The 16,055-nt window shown below is 68.4% G+C and carries 17 protein-coding genes; 11 read left to right on the top strand and 6 right to left on the bottom strand.

Features of this window, described 5'->3' with window-relative positions; all coding sequences use genetic code 11:
• Window positions 1-21: 21 nt before the first annotated feature.
• Window positions 22-351 carry a four helix bundle protein gene (locus tag QHF83_RS34890; protein ID WP_282422347.1) on the top strand — a complete coding sequence of 110 codons (330 nt, stop codon included), beginning with the start codon at window positions 22-24 and terminating at the stop codon, window positions 349-351.
• Window positions 352-583: 232 nt separating this feature from the next.
• Here QHF83_RS34890 and QHF83_RS34885 read toward each other — a convergent pair whose 3' ends face one another.
• Window positions 584-760: a hypothetical protein gene (locus QHF83_RS34885; protein ID WP_282422346.1), complete on the bottom strand. Its 177-nt coding sequence runs from the start codon at window positions 758-760 to the stop codon at window positions 584-586.
• Between QHF83_RS34885 and QHF83_RS34880 the strand changes: the two genes are divergently transcribed.
• The gene (locus tag QHF83_RS34880) at window positions 759-938 is read left to right on the top strand and encodes a sigma factor-like helix-turn-helix DNA-binding protein (RefSeq protein ID WP_282422345.1); all 180 of its coding nucleotides are present in this window, start codon (window positions 759-761) and stop codon (window positions 936-938) included. The two genes, QHF83_RS34885 and QHF83_RS34880, sit on opposite strands and share 2 nt — an antisense overlap.
• A 166-nt stretch (window positions 939-1,104) precedes the next feature.
• Window positions 1,105-1,518, top strand: coding sequence for a hypothetical protein (locus QHF83_RS34875; RefSeq protein ID WP_282422344.1), 414 nt, complete (start codon window positions 1,105-1,107; stop codon window positions 1,516-1,518).
• 50 nt (window positions 1,519-1,568) lie between these two features.
• Here QHF83_RS34875 and QHF83_RS34870 read toward each other — a convergent pair whose 3' ends face one another.
• Window positions 1,569-1,709 (bottom strand): hypothetical protein, encoded by a 141-nt coding sequence (locus tag QHF83_RS34870; RefSeq protein WP_282422343.1) that lies wholly within the window; start codon window positions 1,707-1,709, stop codon window positions 1,569-1,571.
• Window positions 1,710-1,858: 149 nt separating this feature from the next.
• The gene (locus tag QHF83_RS34865) at window positions 1,859-4,474 is read right to left on the bottom strand and encodes a VCBS repeat-containing protein (protein WP_282422342.1); all 2,616 of its coding nucleotides are present in this window, start codon (window positions 4,472-4,474) and stop codon (window positions 1,859-1,861) included.
• Window positions 4,475-5,146: 672 nt separating this feature from the next.
• Here QHF83_RS34865 and QHF83_RS34860 point away from each other — a divergent pair.
• Window positions 5,147-5,899, top strand: a complete 753-nt coding sequence (locus QHF83_RS34860; protein ID WP_282422341.1) for a hypothetical protein — start codon at window positions 5,147-5,149, stop codon at window positions 5,897-5,899.
• Here the strand turns inward: QHF83_RS34860 and QHF83_RS34855 are convergent.
• Window positions 5,856-6,470, bottom strand: a complete 615-nt coding sequence (locus QHF83_RS34855; protein ID WP_282422340.1) for a hypothetical protein — start codon at window positions 6,468-6,470, stop codon at window positions 5,856-5,858. The two genes, QHF83_RS34860 and QHF83_RS34855, sit on opposite strands and share 44 nt — an antisense overlap.
• A 154-nt stretch (window positions 6,471-6,624) precedes the next feature.
• On the opposite strand from QHF83_RS34855, the gene QHF83_RS34850 reads away from it, so the two are divergent.
• Complete coding sequence (locus tag QHF83_RS34850; protein ID WP_282422339.1) at window positions 6,625-6,837, top strand: hypothetical protein; 213 nt, start codon at window positions 6,625-6,627, stop codon at window positions 6,835-6,837.
• Window positions 6,838-6,883: 46 nt separating this feature from the next.
• On the opposite strand, the gene QHF83_RS34845 is transcribed toward QHF83_RS34850, so the two are convergent.
• Window positions 6,884-7,666 (bottom strand): hypothetical protein, encoded by a 783-nt coding sequence (locus QHF83_RS34845; protein WP_282422338.1) that lies wholly within the window; start codon window positions 7,664-7,666, stop codon window positions 6,884-6,886.
• An 815-nt stretch (window positions 7,667-8,481) separates the two neighbouring features.
• Between QHF83_RS34845 and QHF83_RS34840 the strand changes: the two genes are divergently transcribed.
• The 3 genes from QHF83_RS34840 to QHF83_RS34830 all read left to right on the top strand — a co-directional run bounded on the left by QHF83_RS34840 (window position 8,482) and on the right by QHF83_RS34830 (window position 12,203).
• Window positions 8,482-10,155 (top strand): hypothetical protein, encoded by a 1,674-nt coding sequence (locus tag QHF83_RS34840; protein ID WP_282422337.1) that lies wholly within the window; start codon window positions 8,482-8,484, stop codon window positions 10,153-10,155.
• Window positions 10,156-10,359: 204 nt separating this feature from the next.
• Window positions 10,360-11,268, top strand: coding sequence for an SUMF1/EgtB/PvdO family nonheme iron enzyme (locus QHF83_RS34835; RefSeq protein ID WP_282422336.1), 909 nt, complete (start codon window positions 10,360-10,362; stop codon window positions 11,266-11,268).
• 32 nt (window positions 11,269-11,300) lie between these two features.
• The gene (locus QHF83_RS34830) at window positions 11,301-12,203 is read left to right on the top strand and encodes a metallophosphoesterase (RefSeq protein WP_282422335.1); all 903 of its coding nucleotides are present in this window, start codon (window positions 11,301-11,303) and stop codon (window positions 12,201-12,203) included.
• Between the two features lie 76 nt (window positions 12,204-12,279).
• On the opposite strand, the gene QHF83_RS34825 is transcribed toward QHF83_RS34830, so the two are convergent.
• Window positions 12,280-12,498 (bottom strand): cold-shock protein, encoded by a 219-nt coding sequence (locus QHF83_RS34825; protein ID WP_272422392.1) that lies wholly within the window; start codon window positions 12,496-12,498, stop codon window positions 12,280-12,282.
• 308 nt (window positions 12,499-12,806) lie between these two features.
• Here QHF83_RS34825 and QHF83_RS34820 point away from each other — a divergent pair, with 308 nt between their 5' ends.
• The 3 genes from QHF83_RS34820 (at window position 12,807) to def (ending at window position 15,918) form a co-directional block, all read left to right on the top strand.
• A complete protein-coding gene (locus QHF83_RS34820) occupies window positions 12,807-13,100 on the top strand; it encodes a hypothetical protein (RefSeq protein ID WP_282422334.1) in 294 nt (97 codons plus the stop codon).
• A gap of 117 nt (window positions 13,101-13,217) precedes the next feature.
• A complete protein-coding gene (locus QHF83_RS34815; RefSeq protein WP_282422333.1) occupies window positions 13,218-15,275 on the top strand; it encodes an ATPase, T2SS/T4P/T4SS family in 2,058 nt (685 codons plus the stop codon).
• Between the two features lie 133 nt (window positions 15,276-15,408).
• Complete coding sequence (def, locus tag QHF83_RS34810; protein ID WP_282422332.1) at window positions 15,409-15,918, top strand: peptide deformylase; 510 nt, start codon at window positions 15,409-15,411, stop codon at window positions 15,916-15,918.
• Window positions 15,919-16,055: the final 137 nt, after the last annotated feature.

Here is a 16,055-nt window from a genome sequence, read left to right as displayed (position 1 = left end):
TCGTCGGGCGGAGGAATCATCATGCTGAAGATCTACGAAGTCGTTTTGGCCATGGCGGGAGACGCGGCAAGCATTGCAGAGCAGATTGAGCGAAAGGATTCGGATCTGGCGCGGCAGATGCGCAGGGCCATGCACAGCGTCGCGTTGAACACGGCAGAAGGCATGGGCAACCACGCCGGAAACAAGCGACAGCGCTATTCCTCCGCCCTCGGGTCGGCCAGGGAGGTGCTGGCCTGCGTCCAGGTCGCCCAGGCCATGCGCTATATCGGCAACGTCGACGCAAAGGTCCTCGACCGAATGGACCACGTCATCGCCACCCTCACCCGCCTCGTCTACCGCCGCGCTTCGTAGGAGAAGCCTCCCTCGCCCCTCTCCCGAAACGGGGGGTGAGGCAGGATCACGGCTCCCATTCCAGCGCCCGTCGCACCATTCGCCGTGGATCGTGGGCGTTCCGCCGACGAACCAATCCCATCGTTTGCAATTGCCTTCAACCGCAAATCATGAGACAAAGCAAGCGACGCCAGCCGGCGCTATCACACCGACCGGCGTCTCACCCACGACCCCGCAGAACCGGAGCCATGAGTTAATGGTCACGATAGTCGTCCATCCGCCGCCGGCAAACTTTTCGGCGTCGCACGCCTTGCTCGGCCGCCTCTACCTGGAACACCGCGCTTTCCTGCGCCGCCTTCTTCTCGGCCAGGCCATCCCTCTCAGCGACGTGGACCACGCCGGAGACGCTGCTGCACGCGATGTACGGCATGTTTCGGCTCAAGCGATTCCTGGAGAAGATCGGCCCGCGCTTCCGGGCCGCGGTGATACCGTTCCTGGAGGGGCAATCGATCACGGAGATTGCAGCGTCGCTCGGCATCAAAACGAAGGCCGTCGATGGTCGCCTGCGTCTCGCGCGAAAGCGTTTGGAAATGCTCGCGCACGCGTGACTTCCGTTTGCGCAAGCGCACGCGCAAGCACACGCGCACGCGCACGCGCCTCCGCCTCCGCCTCCGCCTCCGCCTCCGCCTCCGCCTCCGTCACCCCTGACCCGGCGTAACCCGCGGGATCTGCATCGAGCTGGTACTTCAGGATATTCGGATCTAGACCTGACCGATGCCGACGCCCCCACCCGAAGGTACGCCGCCCGCCGTGAAGCCGCTCCCGAAGCCGGTTCAGTACGCGACCCTCGCGGTGATGCTCGCCATCGCGGGGGTCGTGGTATGGCTCATGCGCCCGTCGACGAAGCCGTGCACGGTGAAGGAGACCTTCCACAACGACAACATCTGCATCGTGACCGGAAGCGTGAAGGCGATCGACGAGGTGAACAAGGCCCTCAACGCCAAGCAGCTCGGCTCCGTCGAGCTCGACGAAGTGGAGCTGACGGACCCTTCGGGCTCGCGAGCGGTCTATTTCGATCCCCGGAAGCTCGATCTGGGCGGCCGCACGACCGCGAAGGTGACCGGACGGGAAGTGCAGGAGCGCGGGGCGCCGGGCGTAATGCGGTTCGTGGTGGAGAAGGTCGAATAGTCGTCGCGTGGACCGAGATGCTGACGCTCGCTCGCCGAGCGCCACGCCTCTCAGACTGCGATACGCCTGCGAGCCGCGTCGAGGTCGTCGACGATGTCCGTGCACTCGGCGACATACGCATCCAGCGCGGGCTCCGGAGGGCCTTTCGCGGCGCGCGCGCTCAGCGAGAGCGGCTCGATCGAGCGCGCCAAGGCGCACCTCGAGCACGCTGGCCGGGACATCGCGGCCGCAGAAGTTCGTGAAGGCGGCCTGAAGCGAAGGGACCGACGCGGGGCGCCGCCGTCGGCTCACGTCCAGGCCGGCGGCGTTACCCCGGGTTCGGGGTAGAAAAACCTCGGTTTCAGGGCAAGCAGACGTTCGTGAGGACCACCAGGTTCGTGGCCTCGAACGCGAGGTCGGGCCGGCCGTCGCCAGAGAAGTCCGCCGCGATGACCGCCCTCGGATTCGGGCCCACGGGGTATCTCGCCTGCTCGCCGAACGTACCGTCGCCGTTGCCGAGCAGCGCGCTGACCGTCGCGTTGTCGCTGTTGGCCACCGCGAGGTCGAGCTTGCCATCGACGTTCAGGTCCGCGATCGCGATCGACCACGGGCTCGGGCCCACGAGATAATCCACCGGCGCGGCGAAGGTGCCGTCGCCCTGGTTCAGGAAGACATAGACGCGGATCGCGGAAAACCCCGTCGCCGCGAGGTCCAGCTTGCCGTCGCCGTTGAAGTCCGCCGCCTCGACGGACACGGCGGCCGGGATGCCAGGATAATCGACCTTGGCGGCGAAGGTGCCGTCGCCCTGGTTGAAGAGCACGCTCACGCTGTCGCCATCCCAATTCGCCGTGGCGAGGTCCGGTTTGCCGTCACCATTCAGGTCCGCCGCGATCACCCACCGAGGCGAGCCGCCCGTGGCATACGGGACCGCCGCACCGAAGGTGCCATTGCCCTGGTTGAACAGCACGGCCACCTTGTCGCTACCGGCATCGGCGACGGCGAGGTCGTTTTTCCCGTCCCCATTCAGGTCCGCCACCGCGGGCGCGTAGGCGTCGGCGCCCACCGGGTATTCGACCGGGAGGCCGAACGTACCATTGCCCTGGTTGAGGCGTACGCTCACGCTGCCGACGATGTTCGAGATCACGACATCGGGTTTGCCGTCGCCGTTCAGCTCGCCCGCCGTGACCCCCGTGGAGCCCAGAGAGGCGCTGTAGACATCCGGGCTTCCGAAGGTGCCATCACCCAGGTTGCGGAATACGGCCAATTGCCCGGGGCTGACGTTCTGCTTGCCGAAGTTCACGATGGCGAGGTCGAGCTTGCCGTCGCTGTCCACGTCCGCCGCCGTGAGCGGCTGCGGCTGATACTCCGTCGGGTAGACCACCGGGCCGAAGGCGCCCTGGCCCTGGTTGAGCAGCACGGTCAGGTCGTCCGGGCTGTTCGGGTTGGTCGTTGAGCCCGCGATGGCCAGATCGGGCTTGCCGTCGCCATTGAGGTCCGTCGAGACGAGCGCCTGGGCGCCCTCGCTCGCCGGGTGTTGTTTGGTGGCGAAGAGTAGCTGGTTGCCATCGTATTTGTTGAAGAGCAGCGTCACGTCGGCGGCGCCGCTGTACCCGATGTTATTGGTGACCGCGAGGTCGATGAGGCCGTCGCCGTCGAGGTCCGTCGCCTGGATCCCCGTGGGTTCGTTGCCCACGGGCTGGTGGACGGCGGCGGCGAACGTGCCATTGCCCTGGTTCAAGAGCACGCTCACGTTGTCGCTGCCGTTGTTGACGACGGCGAGGTCGGGTTTGCCGTCGTTGTTGATGTCCGCCGCGGCGATCGAGCGGGGATCCGTGCCCACCGTGTACGGGACCGGCGCGGCGAAGGTGCCGCCTCCCTGGCCGAGGAGCACGTGCGCCTGGTTGCCGAGCCAGTTTGCGACGGCCAGGTCGAGCACGCCATCGTCGTTCAAATCTTTGACCACGACGGCTCGCGGGCCCGTGCCGGCGGGGTAATTGACCGCGGGGTCGAAAGAGCCATTGCCCTTGCCGAGCAGCACGCTGATGTTGTTGCTGGTGGTGTTCGCGACGACCGCGTCGAGCTTCCCGTCGCCGTTCAGATCCGAAAGCGCCACGGACCGGGGGCCCGTGCCCACGGGGACGTTGACCATGGGGGCGTAGCCGCCCGAGTAATCATCATCCTGCACGATGACGCCCAAGTTGGGGCTGTTGGAGCTCGCGACGACGAAGTCGGGTTTGCCGTCGCCGGTGAGGTCACCGATTGCGACCGAGTGGGGAAACGAGCCAACGGTGAGCGACAGCGGATAAGGGAAGGTTCCGCTGCCTTGGTTGAAGTAGAGCTTGAGGCTGGCCACGCCGTCCGTGAGCGCGAGATCGAGCTTGCCGTCGCCGTTGATGTCCGCCGAGGCCACGGAGGTCGCATCGCTCACCGTCCGCGACTGCGGAGGCCCAGGGAGCCCGAGCGAACCCATGCACGCGGCCGGGACGCAGGTGCCGGCCATGCAGGTAGCGCCCCCATTGCAGAGTGGTTTGCCCATGCACGCGCCGGCCTGGCAGGTGTCGGCTTGGGTGCACGTGTCCCCGTCATTGCAGGCAGCGCCGGAAGCGGGGAGGTGGACAGGCTCGTTGTTTTCGCAGACGTCGTCGGTGCAGGGGTCGTTGTCGTCGACGGGGACACAGGCAGCGCCGCCGCTGCCGCCCTCGCCGCCGCTGCCGCCCATGCCGCCGCTGCCGCCCATGCCGCCGCTGCCGCCCATGCCGCCGCTGCCGCCGGTTCCGCCCGTCGAGGACGAGCTCGTCATCAGGCCGCCGGCGCCGCCACTGCCGCTCGTGGACGAGCTGGAGGAGTCTGCGGTGGAGCCTCCGCTCGCCGCGCCGGGCTCTTCGGCCTCGCAGCCGAAGGGCCCCGCGAGGAGCCCGAGGAAAAGTGCCGTGACCATGAAGCCCGACGTGGTGCGGCGCATGAAGAGGGAACGCATGTGAAACTCCTGGAAAGGAAAGGGGGCCGTGCAGGTCGTTGCCGGAGCGGCATTCCGTGAGCCGTGCTTTTACGATGAAGGGTCAGCGCGAAGGAAGGGGGCTCGGGGGTAAGGGCGCGTCACTGCATGCTTGAACACCGGACAGCAAGAGCTTCAAGAGCGCAACAGCGCCGTGTGAAAGAGAAAAAGCACGCAACCTGCGCCCTTGGACGACCTCGGGTGCAAGTGATTCACCCGGCCCCCGCGGGCGTGAGCGGGCATCCTTCCCGCCGATTTTCTCGATGACCGGCCGCAGCCGCCGCAGCAATTCGGAAGCGGAAGCGGAATCGGAGGCGGCAAGTGAAGCCTGATTGTGTACCGCTCCCGCGGTCCCGCCGGATCCCGCCGCCCCGGTCACCGTCATGGGACGCTCGGTTCCCGGGCGCATCGTGAGCCCCCTGGTTCGCTGCCTTGCCGCCAGCCGGTCAACGTGCGATTCGGTGCGCCATGCAGGCAATGAGGAGGCGCCGCTGGGCAATGCTGGGCGTGCTGGTGTTGGGCATTGCTGGGGCAGGTCTGACGGGTGCGTGCGGGTCGCCTCTCGATCCGGGGCCTGTCGATTCGTGCCTTGCTCCACCCGACACACCGACCGACGCGTCGACCGAATGTGCGGAGCCCATGGAGGATGCGTGCATGCTTTACCGCATCCCGCTCGTGGGAAACCCGAGCACGAATGTCGCGCTGCGGAGCAAGTACATCGCCGCGTTCGGCACCGCTTGCTACATGTCCGTGGCCAGTACGTTCGACTGCTTCTACGAGACGTGGGAGGCCGCGTGTGCCGATGCCGTGAAGATCGGCCAGGTGTCGGGAAATGCGCCGTACGCCGAGGACTACAAGTGCCAGCCCGTCGGCAACGGTGACTACACGCTGCAGGTCGGCTCGGATGTCGCGAACAAGATCCTGATCAACTACCAGGCCGCGCCGCTCCAGTCGTCGCTCATCGAGATCAAGACCGTCCCGACGGAGGTGAGCGGTCCATATCGCAACTTGGTCGAGGTCACGACCATCAAGCCAGAAAAAGATTTCTACTGCTCCAGCGGCCAAGTCAACGAAAAGGGCGAGCCCCTCAACCAGAGGGAGTGGATCCTCCAGGTCAACCGCAAGGCGCACAAGGGCGAGATTCACTCCGATCTCGCGGACTTCACGTGGCCTTGCGAGGATGAGAACTGCAAGCCGACGACGTGCACGGAGAAGCTCGTCCTCCAAGATCCGGCTGATAAAGAGACGCCCCAAAACGACCCAGATCGCGCGCAGGTGCACCACGTGGTGCCCAGGAAGGACCTGCGCGGTTGTCCGTGGGGCACGAACGCGTACAAGAACGCGGCCGTCATCTCGGCGAGGCTCAACCAAATCTCTTCAACAAGGTCCCGCCGGAAAAAGAGGTGATGCAGCTCAACAAGGTTACGCCGTACACGCCGTGACGCGGCCGGCGGACGCAGGCGGCGAGCACGTTGACGTCGCGACCCACGAGGTCTAGGCGAAACCGATGCTCGAACGGGTTACCCGCCACTTCGGACGCCTCGTCTTCGACCGAGACGCCATCGTCCGCGCCGCGCTGCGCGCGTACGTCGAAACCTACGTCGAGCAGATCGCCCGCTTTTGGTATCCAGCCTCCGACGGCGCGGAATGGACGGGCGACCTGAAGCGGGGCGCAATCTACAACGCCGACGACGAAGGAAACTACGAGGTCGTGGCGTGGACCGAGGCAGGCGTCGTCGGCCTCGCGTGCGAGATCGGGTGCGGTTCGATCGAGCAGCTCGGCCTCTCGCTCGACGCAGTAACCGGCGGCCCGGATGACGTGCGCGGGGCCGTGCCAGGGCTCCCCGCCGAGCTCGAGCCCGCGTTCGTGATGGCCGTCGGTTGGCTCTACGTGGGGGACGAGCATGGGGAGAGGCGGGCGGGCGTGGGCTTCTGGCTTCACGGCGATCGCGTCGGAGGCACGCTCCTCGCCGTCCACGATCCCTATCGGGCCGGGGGCGCCCGCCGGCTGGCCGCGTGGGGCTTGCTCCACAACGGGCGGCTCCTCCCGCTATCTTGTGAGTCGTATCGTCCACGCCCCGGGTGCATCGTGACGAACCACGACCGCCCGCAAGACGCCCCCGCCCACGCTCATGGACGCGGTGGTCGATCGGAGGCTGAAAGGCCCCACGGAGTTCACGCCCGCCGAGCTCGAGACGCTCCTTCTCCCCACGCCCAAGCCGGAGCGCGTGCTCGCCTCCCAGCGCAGGCTTCAGAAGGTCGGCATCACCTGGCCCGGCTCGCCCGAGATCCCCGAGAAGCCGCCCCTTTCTGGCGGGGACTCGTCTCACCCAATGAAGGCGTAAGCTCCCACGGATAAACGCAAAGCGGCAGCGGCAGCGGCAGCGGCTCTCAGCCCTGCGTTCCCTCCGCTGGGGGCGTCTCCTGCTTCCCATTCTCTTTCCGCGTCGCGCGCGCGGCGGCCTCGGCGCGCAGCCTCGCCATGGCATCGAGCAGCGGCGCGAGCAGCGCCTTGCCCTCCTGGATCCTCGCCGTATCGGATCGCTTGGCCCGGCTCGACACGTACCGCCTGAGCCGCACCATCAGCTCCACCCACTCCGTCTCCGCGTCTTGGCCCGCGCCGACGTGTGCGCGCTTGTCCGTGCGAGCCTTCTCCACCTCGGCCAGCAGGGCATCACTCTTGTCGAGGGCCGTCTCCCAACGCTCCAGCCATATCATTGGCAATTCGATGGCCGCCAGGGTCGCGGCGTGCTCGGGCGCGCGGATCGCGAGCAACGCGTCTCGACAGATGCGGTTTTCATCCGCGATGGGGTCATCGACGTGCGCCAGGCCATCCGGGAACGCGGCCTGGTACACGGCGGCGGCATTGAGGGCGTACGGGCTCACGCGGCGCCGCGATTCGACCCCGATGTAGTTCTCCAGGTGGCGATACCAGGTATCGACCGCGTCATCCGCGGCCGCGAGCTGCGCGAGCCGTGCGGTGCGCTCCGCCTGCGCGAGCACGGTCCCCGTGACGTGCGCGTCGAGCGCGTCGACGATGTCCGTGCACTCGGCGACATACGCATCCAGCGCGGGCTCCGAGGGGCCTTTCGCGGCGCGCGCGCTCAGGTTGTCCTTGATCTTCTTGGCAATGTCGCGCTTCTCGGCACGCGGAATCTGGTCGAGCTTGGCCATGAGTCGGCAACCTAACAGGGTGTTCCGTGATAGACAACACGAACGTTTGAGGTGTGGACGGTCGGACCGTTCCTCATTCTTTCCTCTCCACGGGAGGAGAGCGGGGGGAACGTTCCCAATTCCTTCCTCCCCTGGGGAGGAGAGCGAGGGGAACGTTCCTGGCTGCTTCCTCCCCTGGGGAGGAGAACGGGGGAAACGTTCCCCGCTGCTTCCTCCCCTGGGGAGGAGAACGGGGGGAACGTTCCGGGCTGCTTCCTCCCCCGGGGAGGAGAACGGGGGAAACGTTCCCCGCTGCTTCCTCCCCTGGGGAGGAGAACGGGGGGAACGTTCCTGGATGCTTCCTCCCTCGAGGCCAAGGTTGAGGGAAACCCCCCCGGGGAGCTTCCTCCTCCTGGGAGAAGGTCGAGGGGAACGTTCCGGGCTCGGTTCGAGCGAAGCGCATGCCCGCTCACGGGCGTCCCGTGGGACGAATGGCGCTTTGATGTTTACACGTAGGACGAGCTCGAATCCGCCAGCGTGCAACGCACGTTCCTGGTCTTGCCACCGGCCTGTGGGAAGAACTGCGCATCGCGCAGTTCTTCCCCAAATGGTCCAGGGCTTGCCCTGGTCCGGGTCGAGGGGCGGACAGCCCCCGCGGGGCCCGGGGCAGCGCCCTGGCGCGACGCCTCGCGACGAGACCAATGCGCGGCCCGCGTCACCATTTTGACCGGCCTGCACACCACGCAACGGCAGCGCAAGACGGTTTATTGCTCTCCTTCGGATCCTCATCGTTTGCGATATCGCTACCTGGCGCATTCGTCTTATTCTGACCCACTATGAAACCGTCTCGTCTTGCAGCCATCTCGCTCCTCATCGGCGTGTTCGCGGCGTATGGCTGCGGGGAGGAAGAATCGACGACCGAGACCACGAAGGGCGCTGGCGGCACTGGCGGCGGCGTCGGGGGCGCGACCGCGGGCGGCGGCGAAGGCGGGAGCGGGAGCAGCGACGGCAGCGGCGGCGCGACGTCGTGCGTTCCGGGCGCGACCGAGCCTTGTTATGGCGGCCCCTCGGGCACGGAGGGCATCGGGGTTTGCCAGGGCGGCACCCGCACGTGCAACGCCGAGGGCACGGGCTTCGGACCCTGCGACGGCGAGGTCCTCCCCTCGCAGGAGGACTGCGCCACCACGGAAGACGAGGACTGCGATGGCTCCACGCCAACGTGCGGGAGTGACAACCTCTGGAGCCGGCGCTTCGGCGCGGGCGAGTCTCTCGGCCTCATCGCCGGCGCCGGCGGCCACCCGATCCTCGTGGGTCGTTTTCCCGGCAGCCTGAGCTTCGGCGGGAACACGTTCACGAGCTCGGGCGGCTACGACGCGTTCGTCGCCAAGCTCGACGGCGCCTCGGGCGAGCACCTCTGGAGCCGCAGGCTCGGCGGCGCCGAGGATCAGGCCGCGTGGAGCGTGGCCGAGGACGCGCAAGGCAACGTCATCGTCATCGGCGAATTCCTCGGGCAGATGAGCGTCGGCGGCGGCAACTCGCTCCAGAGCGCGGGCGGCTACGACGTCTTCGTCGCCAAGTACGACGGCGAAGACGGCGATCACATGTGGAGCCGGCGCTTCGGCAACAGCGAGGACCAGATCGCGCGCGGCGTCGCCGTCACGAAGACGGGCGAGATCCTCGTGACCGGCAGCTTCTCCGGCGGCGTCGATTTCGGCACGGGTTTGCTCGAAAGCGCCGGGAGCTTCGATGCTTTCGTGCTCACGCTCGACAGCGACGGCAACACCGTGCGCGCCCAGCGCTACGGCGACGGCGAGGAGCAAAACGGCCGCGCGATCGCGGTCGACGCGGGCGGCAATGCCGTGTTCACCGGCGACTTCCGCGGCGAGGTGGACTTCGGCGGCACCACGCTCACGAGCGCGGGCGGCTTCGACCTGTTCGTCGCGCGCCTCGATCCGAGCGGCGCCGTCACCTACGCGAAGCGGTACGGCGACATGGATCCGCAGCGCGGTTATGCGGTGCGCGTGAACGCCGCGGGCAACGCGGTCGTGAACGGCATCGTTCGGGGCACCGTGGATTTCGGCGGCGGCGCGCTCACCGCGCAGAACCTCGACGTCTTCCTGCTCGAGCTCTCTCCGAGCGGCAACCACGTGAAAAGCGTGATCATGGGCGGCTCGAAGGCCGACACCGCCGGCGGCGTGGCCATCGGCGCGGGGGGCCGCTTCGTCGTCGGCGGCGGATTCTTGAAAGACGCGAAATTCGGCGGGATCACGCTGAACGCGCAGGGAGGCGCTTCCGCGTCCGAGGCATTCCTCGCGCGGTACGACACGTCGGGCAACGTCCTCTCGGCCACGGCCTACGGCGACAAGGACGATCAGGCCATCACGGCGGTCGCGACCGACGCCGCGGGCCGCATCTTCCTCGGCGCCCTCGTCTCCGGCACGGTCGATTTCGGCCAGGGCCCGCTCGCGGGCGGCGCGTCGGAGCTCGTCCTGGCGAAGCTCGCGCCGTAGAGCATCGACCGGTTCGATGCTCGGAAGATCGCGAAGCGATCTTCCCTCGGGGGGTGAATCGGCCGGGCTTTGCCCGGACGAGAGGGGGACGCGAGGCGTCCCCCTCGGGACAAAAGAGCTAGAACATCGAGCGGTTGCAAACCGCTCGATGTTCTAGCAGCCCTGCGACGACGAACGGCCGTTCCGGTGCTACGCCTCTCCTCGATGCGCCCCGCGACGGTCGCCACCCTCGCGCTCCTCGTGCTCGCCCCTTCCGGCGGGGCCGCCCGTCCTCCGCCTCCCCCCGAGGCGCCCTCGGCCCCCGCGCCGCAAGCGAGCACGAAGACCGGCATCGTCACCCTGCAGAGCCCCGCGCCCGAGGCGATCCTCCTCCGCGAAAGCACGTTCACGATGGGCTCGACGCCCGCCGAGGTCGCCCACGCGCAGACGCTCTGCGCCCTCGAGCCCATGGGCCGCGAGTGCCCCGAGCAGATCTTCGGCGACGAGTACCCGCCCCACGAGGTCTACCTCTCGGACGTCTGGATCGATCGCACCGAGGTCACGGTCGCGCGTTACCGCCGCTGCGTGGCCGCGGGGCATTGCCTGGAGCCGCCGTATGCCTCGGGGGCCGCGCGCTTCGATCGGCCGGAGCTGCCCGTCGTGATGGTGAGCTATGGCGACGCCGTGGCCTTCTGCACCTGGGCGGGCGGGCGGCTGCCGACCGAGGCCGAGTGGGAGCGCGCGGCGCGGGGCACGCGGGGGCGGCGCTACCCCTGGGGCAACCTTTGGAACGGCTCGATCGTGAACCACGGCAAGCTCTCCTGGGACGAGCTCGACCCCACCGACGGCTTCCTCGAGCTCGCCCCCGCAGGCTCGTTCCCGGACGGCCGGACCCCCGACGGGTTCGCCGACATGGCCGGAAACGTGGAAGAGTGGGTGGCAGACTACTACGCACCTCGCTACCAGGAGGGCAGCGTGATGAATCCGCGCGGCCCGTCCTCGGGGGAGGAGCGGGTCCTGCGGGGCGGCGGATACGTGCACGGCCGGCCATTTTTGCGCGCGGCGTCGCGCCAGCACGATCTTCCTTCCATGCGCAGGCCCTGGCGCGGGTTCCGGTGCGCCCGGGATCCGTAGCGAAGCGCGCCCGGCGGGATCATAGTGGGCGCGTGAAGATCGCCCACCTCTCGGATCTGCACCTGCTCTCGCTCGAAGGCGCGGTGCCGATGCGCCTCTTCAACAAGCGCCTCACGGGCTACGTGAACCTGCGCTTCCACCGCAAATCGGTCCACAAGCCCTTCGCCGTCGAGGCGGCGGCCGCGGAGATCCGAAAGCTCGGCGTCGATCACGTGGTCATCACGGGCGACGTCACGAACCTCGCCCTCGAGGTCGAGTTCGAGCTCGTGAAGAAGCTCGTCGAACAGGATCTCGGCCTCTCGCCCGACCAGATCAGCATGGTCCCGGGCAACCACGACACCTACACCCGCGGCGCCTTCCATTCGAAACGCTTCTTCCGCTACTTCGAGCCCTACCTGAAGACCGATCTCCCCGAGATCCCGGGCCCCTTCCCCTTCGTGCGCCTGCGCGGCCCGGTCGCGCTCATCGGCCTGTCGACGGCCGTGCCGAGGCCGCCGCTCGTCGCCGCCGGCGCCCTCCGCCCGAAGCAGCTCGATGCGCTCTCGCGGGTTCTCTCCCACCCCGAGGTGCGCTCGCGCACGCCGATCCTGCTCCAGCACCACCCGTGGCACAACCCGCCGCGGCTCGCGAAGACGCTGTTCGAAGGGCTCTACGACGCCCGGGAGCAGGGCGAGCTTCTGCGCGGGGTCGAGCGAGGCCTGCTCCTGCACGGCCACCTGCACCGGCGGATCCACCGCACGCTGCCGACGGCGCGGGGCCACATCGACGCGGTCGGCGCGACGAGCGCGTCGCTCCTGCACGACAGCGACGAGCGCATGGCGGGCTTCAACCTGTACGAGATCGACGACGCCTCGGGGGCGATCCGGTCGATCCGCTCATGCAGGCTCGATCCCGCGACGAAGACGTTTTCCGAAGTGCCGATTCCGAAGGGCTAGCCGGAAACGAACCCGGCGCCGTCGGACGGTGCGAGGTCCGAGGCGCCGGGTGACGATCAGCTCAGCTCAGCTCAGCTCAGCTCGCGGCGGCGAGGCGCATCACGTTGATGGCCTGCAGGCCCTTGGGGCCCTCCTTGATCTCGAACTCGACGGTCTCGTCCTCGAAGAGGCGCTTCCGACCCGCGTCCGGCTGCTGGATCTGCGAGTAGTGGACGAAGACGTCGGGGCCCGTGTCCTGCTTGATGAACCCCCAGCCCTTCTCGTCATTGAACCACTTGACTTTACCTACTGCCATAACTCCTCCACTTCACACGGTGCTCGCCGATCGCTGTCGATCCCCACGATTCCGCGCGTATCCAGCGCACGCGCCCCCGGTCGAGCGGCGCCAAGGTAGACGTCCGCTCGTCCGACCGTCAAGCGGAGTGCCACCCATGGAAGGCACGCGAGCACACACCCGCCGTTGACGCGCCCTGCGAAATCAAAAACGCGCCGCGCGCGACGCACGTGCGTAAAGGCGTTCGCTTCCAGGGGAAAATATGACCGGGAAATGACCGAAATTCAGACGGCCCGGCTTCGGCACGACCATCGCAAGGGGCGGCCGGCATGGAGTTCCCCACCCCCAAAGCCGAGATCACGGGCGCCCCTTCCGAGGGGAGCGGTGACGCGACGCAGCGGCCCCGCCCTTATGAACACGCCTCCCGCGATCCGCGGGCGCTCCGCATCCTCGCGAAGACCATCTACCGCGAAATGCGCCAGGGAGGTCTCGCCGAAGAAGACGTGATGTCGGTCGCCGGCGAGCTGCTCTCCCTCGTCGCCGGTGACATGAAGGACCGCCGCGAAAACGGCGACCCCACCTCGATCCCGCCTTCGTCCGCCTCCGCCCGCAAGCCGCGCTGATCCGTCATCCGTCCCCACCCGCGCGCGATCGTCCCCTCTTCGTTGACATGCTCCTCGGGGCTTGCTCGTATTGCCGGGCGTGGCCCGGGGCCGATCCCGCAAGGCCGCCCGAGCGGAATGATTTTCTCGGTCATCATCAGCGAGAAGGGCGGCGCCGAGCGCCGCGAATCCTTCGATCGCGCGGAGATCAACGTCGGCCGCGTGCAAGGCAACGACCTCATGCTGCCGAAAGGCAACGTGTCGAAGCGGCACGCGCGCCTGGTCCTGCGTGACGGCCGCTTCATCGTCACCGACCTGAAGAGCACGAACGGCACGTACGTCAACGGCCGCAAGATCGGGCAGCCGACGCTCGTCCGCGAGGGCGACAAGATCTACATCGGCGACTTCGTCCTGCGCATCGAAGCCGGCCCCGGCGCTTCGCTCGCCGGCGGGCGTATGCCGAGCGGCGAGTTCAACGCGATGCCCGACATGGGCTCGATCGAAGGCCCACTCTCGTCGCCCGGAGGCCCGCCCTCGGCCGTCCCCGCCAAACCCCGCGACCCGGGTGTGCTCACCGGCGAACAAGCCGCGGACGTGGTCAGTCACTTCCCGCTGGAAAACGATCCCGACGAGGCGCCGATCCCCGTGCCCGCCCCGCCGCGCGTGCCACGACCGAGCGCGAGCACGAAGCCGAGCGGCTCGATGCTGTCGCCGACCGCGCTCTCGCCGCTGTCGCCGCACACCGCAGCCGGCCCGCCGACGCTGAGCGCAGGCCCGCGGCCCACGGCGTCGAGCATCCCCGCGCCGCCGCAAAGCCCCTTCCCGCCGGCCTTCGGGCAGACGTTCCCGACGCGGCACGCGATGCCGCCCGGCCCGACGGCGGTGCCTCCGTCCCCGATGAACCGCACGAACTCGGAACCGACGCCGGGCCCGTCGGCCCCGCACCGCGCCGCGCTCGTGACCCTCGTGGAGCGCGTGGCCGAAGGCGTCGACCTCGCCCCGCTCGCCGCAGGCGCGCCCATCTCGTCGACGTTCGCCGCGAAGATCACGACGGCGATCGAAGAGCGCGCGGTCGTGATGAAGTCCGCGGGGCTCGTGCCGGACGGCGTGGGCATCGCAGAGCTCGCGGTGGAAGCGCGGCGCGAGCTTCTGGAGCTCGGCGCGATCGGGCCGCTGCTCGCGGACGACGACGTGCTCGAGATCCACGTGCAAGGCAACACGCGGCTCGTCGCATTCCGCAAGAGCCGCAAGACGCCGACGGGCGAGATGCCGTTCACGAGCGAGGAGGCCGCGGCGCGTGCTCTCAGGCGGCTTCTCGTTCACGCAGGCGCGCCGTTCGATGCGCCGGGCGCGGTGGACGTCGTCGCGCCAGAGGGATTTCGCATCCTCGGTGTCGTGCCCGCGCCGGGCGCGAAGGGGCTGCTCGTCGTGCTGCGCAAGCCGCAGCGGATCGAGGCGAGCACGCTGGAAGATCTCGTGCGCGCGGGGCTCGTCTCGCGGGCCGTGGCAACGCTGCTCTCGCAATGCATGGCCGGTCGCGCAAACGTGCTCGTCGCAGGGCCGATGGGCTCGGGGCACGGATCGCTCGTCGCGGCGCTCGCGCAAGGCTTCGCCGCGGAGGAGCGCGTCGTGTCGCTGCAAGACGACGACGAGATCCCCGTGCTCCACACGAACACGTTGTCGATCCCGCTCGGCCCGAGCGCGGACGCGGCGGCGAACGCGACACGTGTCGCCGCGCGGATGCGCCCCGATCGAATCGTGATCGGCGCGCTCGCAGGGCCCGCGGCCTCCGAGCTCGTGGGAGCCCTCGGCGAAGGCGCGGGCAGCGTGCTCGCGGCGACGCGCGCGCCGACCTTGCGCCATGCCCTCGCCCGGCTCACGGCCGACCTCGTGACGGCGCGCCCAGGCACGACCGTGGAGGCGGCGCGGGAGGCGCTCTCGAGTGCGTTCGACCTCGTGCTCGAAGTGGCCCGGCTCCGCGACGGCCGCGCGCGGCTCATGCGTGTCGCGGATCTGCGGGTGGAAGGTGGCGCGCTCGTGGCGCGGGACCTCTTCACGTTCCTCATCGAACGGACTGCCGCGGGCGGGACGATCGAGGGCAGCCTGCACCCGACGGGCGCGGTCCCGGCCATCGCGGAGGACCTGGCAGCGCGGGGCACGCCGGTCGATCCGGCGATCTTCCGACGCACGAAGTAAAGCGTCGTCGGCGGGCCGAGCGCATCTTGACGAGTCTCGGCAGGACGACGAGGTTCGACTAGGCTACCCTGTAAACGCCCTGCCGCTGGTGACGTAGCGGCAGCGGCGGTTCCAAGGGCAACAAGAAGCGAACATGGCCATCCGCACCATCCTGCATTATCCCGACCCTCGCCTTCGCCAGAAGGCCCAGCCGGTCGAGCGCATCACGCCCGAGCTCGAGCGGCTCATCGACGACATGGCCGAGACCATGTACGCAGCGCCGGGCGTGGGCCTCGCGGCCACGCAGATCGGCGAGCCGCACCGGATCTTCATCATCGACATCGCCGCCGAGGACGAACCGAGCAACCTCATGGTCTTCGTCAACCCGGAGATCCTGTCGAAGGTCGGTGAAGAGGTAGGCGCCGAGGGCTGTTTGTCGTTCCCCGGCGTGAGCGAGGACATCAAGCGCGCGACCGAGGTCCGCGTGCGCGCCCAGGGCCGCGACGGCAAGACGTTCGAGCTCACGGCCGACGGCCTGCTCGCAGTGGCGATCCAGCACGAGAACGATCACCTCGACGGCGTGCTGATGATCGACCGCGTGGGCATGCTGAAGAAGCGCATCATCCAGCGCAAGATGCAGAAGCGCGCAGACGCGACGGGTTGACCCTCGCGTTTGCGCTGGGGCTTTGCCCCAGACCCCACCGGGGCTGTCCGCCCCTGGACCCGGACCAGCGCAAGCGCTGGACTCGGGGTCGATGAACTGCGCGATGCGCAGTTCATCGAACGAGCCGGGTCAAGACC

Origin of the sequence: Polyangium sp. 15x6 (assembly GCF_029960785.1) — a bacterium.
Taxonomy (GTDB): domain Bacteria; phylum Myxococcota_A; class Polyangia; order Polyangiales; family Polyangiaceae; genus Polyangium.
Note: the sequence above shows the minus strand (reverse complement) of the source record. Positions and strands in the feature narration are given on the sequence as shown.

Excerpts from the sequence above, each read along its gene's own strand:
- QHF83_RS34890 (WP_282422347.1), top strand. The coding sequence starts at position 22 with ATGCTGAAGATCTACGAAGTCGTTTTGGCCATGGCGGGAGACGCGGCA.
- QHF83_RS34880 (WP_282422345.1), top strand. The coding sequence starts at position 759 with ATGTTTCGGCTCAAGCGATTCCTGGAGAAGATCGGCCCGCGCTTCCGG.
- QHF83_RS34885 (WP_282422346.1), bottom strand. The coding sequence starts at position 760 with ATGCCGTACATCGCGTGCAGCAGCGTCTCCGGCGTGGTCCACGTCGCT.
- QHF83_RS34875 (WP_282422344.1), top strand. The coding sequence starts at position 1,105 with ATGCCGACGCCCCCACCCGAAGGTACGCCGCCCGCCGTGAAGCCGCTC.
- QHF83_RS34865 (WP_282422342.1), bottom strand. The coding sequence starts at position 4,474 with ATGCGTTCCCTCTTCATGCGCCGCACCACGTCGGGCTTCATGGTCACG.
- QHF83_RS34860 (WP_282422341.1), top strand. The coding sequence starts at position 5,147 with ATGCTTTACCGCATCCCGCTCGTGGGAAACCCGAGCACGAATGTCGCG.
- QHF83_RS34850 (WP_282422339.1), top strand. The coding sequence starts at position 6,625 with ATGGACGCGGTGGTCGATCGGAGGCTGAAAGGCCCCACGGAGTTCACG.
- QHF83_RS34845 (WP_282422338.1), bottom strand. The coding sequence starts at position 7,666 with ATGGCCAAGCTCGACCAGATTCCGCGTGCCGAGAAGCGCGACATTGCC.
- QHF83_RS34840 (WP_282422337.1), top strand. The coding sequence starts at position 8,482 with ATGAAACCGTCTCGTCTTGCAGCCATCTCGCTCCTCATCGGCGTGTTC.
- QHF83_RS34835 (WP_282422336.1), top strand. The coding sequence starts at position 10,360 with ATGCGCCCCGCGACGGTCGCCACCCTCGCGCTCCTCGTGCTCGCCCCT.
- QHF83_RS34825 (WP_272422392.1), bottom strand. The coding sequence starts at position 12,498 with ATGGCAGTAGGTAAAGTCAAGTGGTTCAATGACGAGAAGGGCTGGGGG.
- QHF83_RS34820 (WP_282422334.1), top strand. The coding sequence starts at position 12,807 with ATGGAGTTCCCCACCCCCAAAGCCGAGATCACGGGCGCCCCTTCCGAG.
- QHF83_RS34815 (WP_282422333.1), top strand. The coding sequence starts at position 13,218 with ATGATTTTCTCGGTCATCATCAGCGAGAAGGGCGGCGCCGAGCGCCGC.
- def (WP_282422332.1), top strand. The coding sequence starts at position 15,409 with ATGGCCATCCGCACCATCCTGCATTATCCCGACCCTCGCCTTCGCCAG.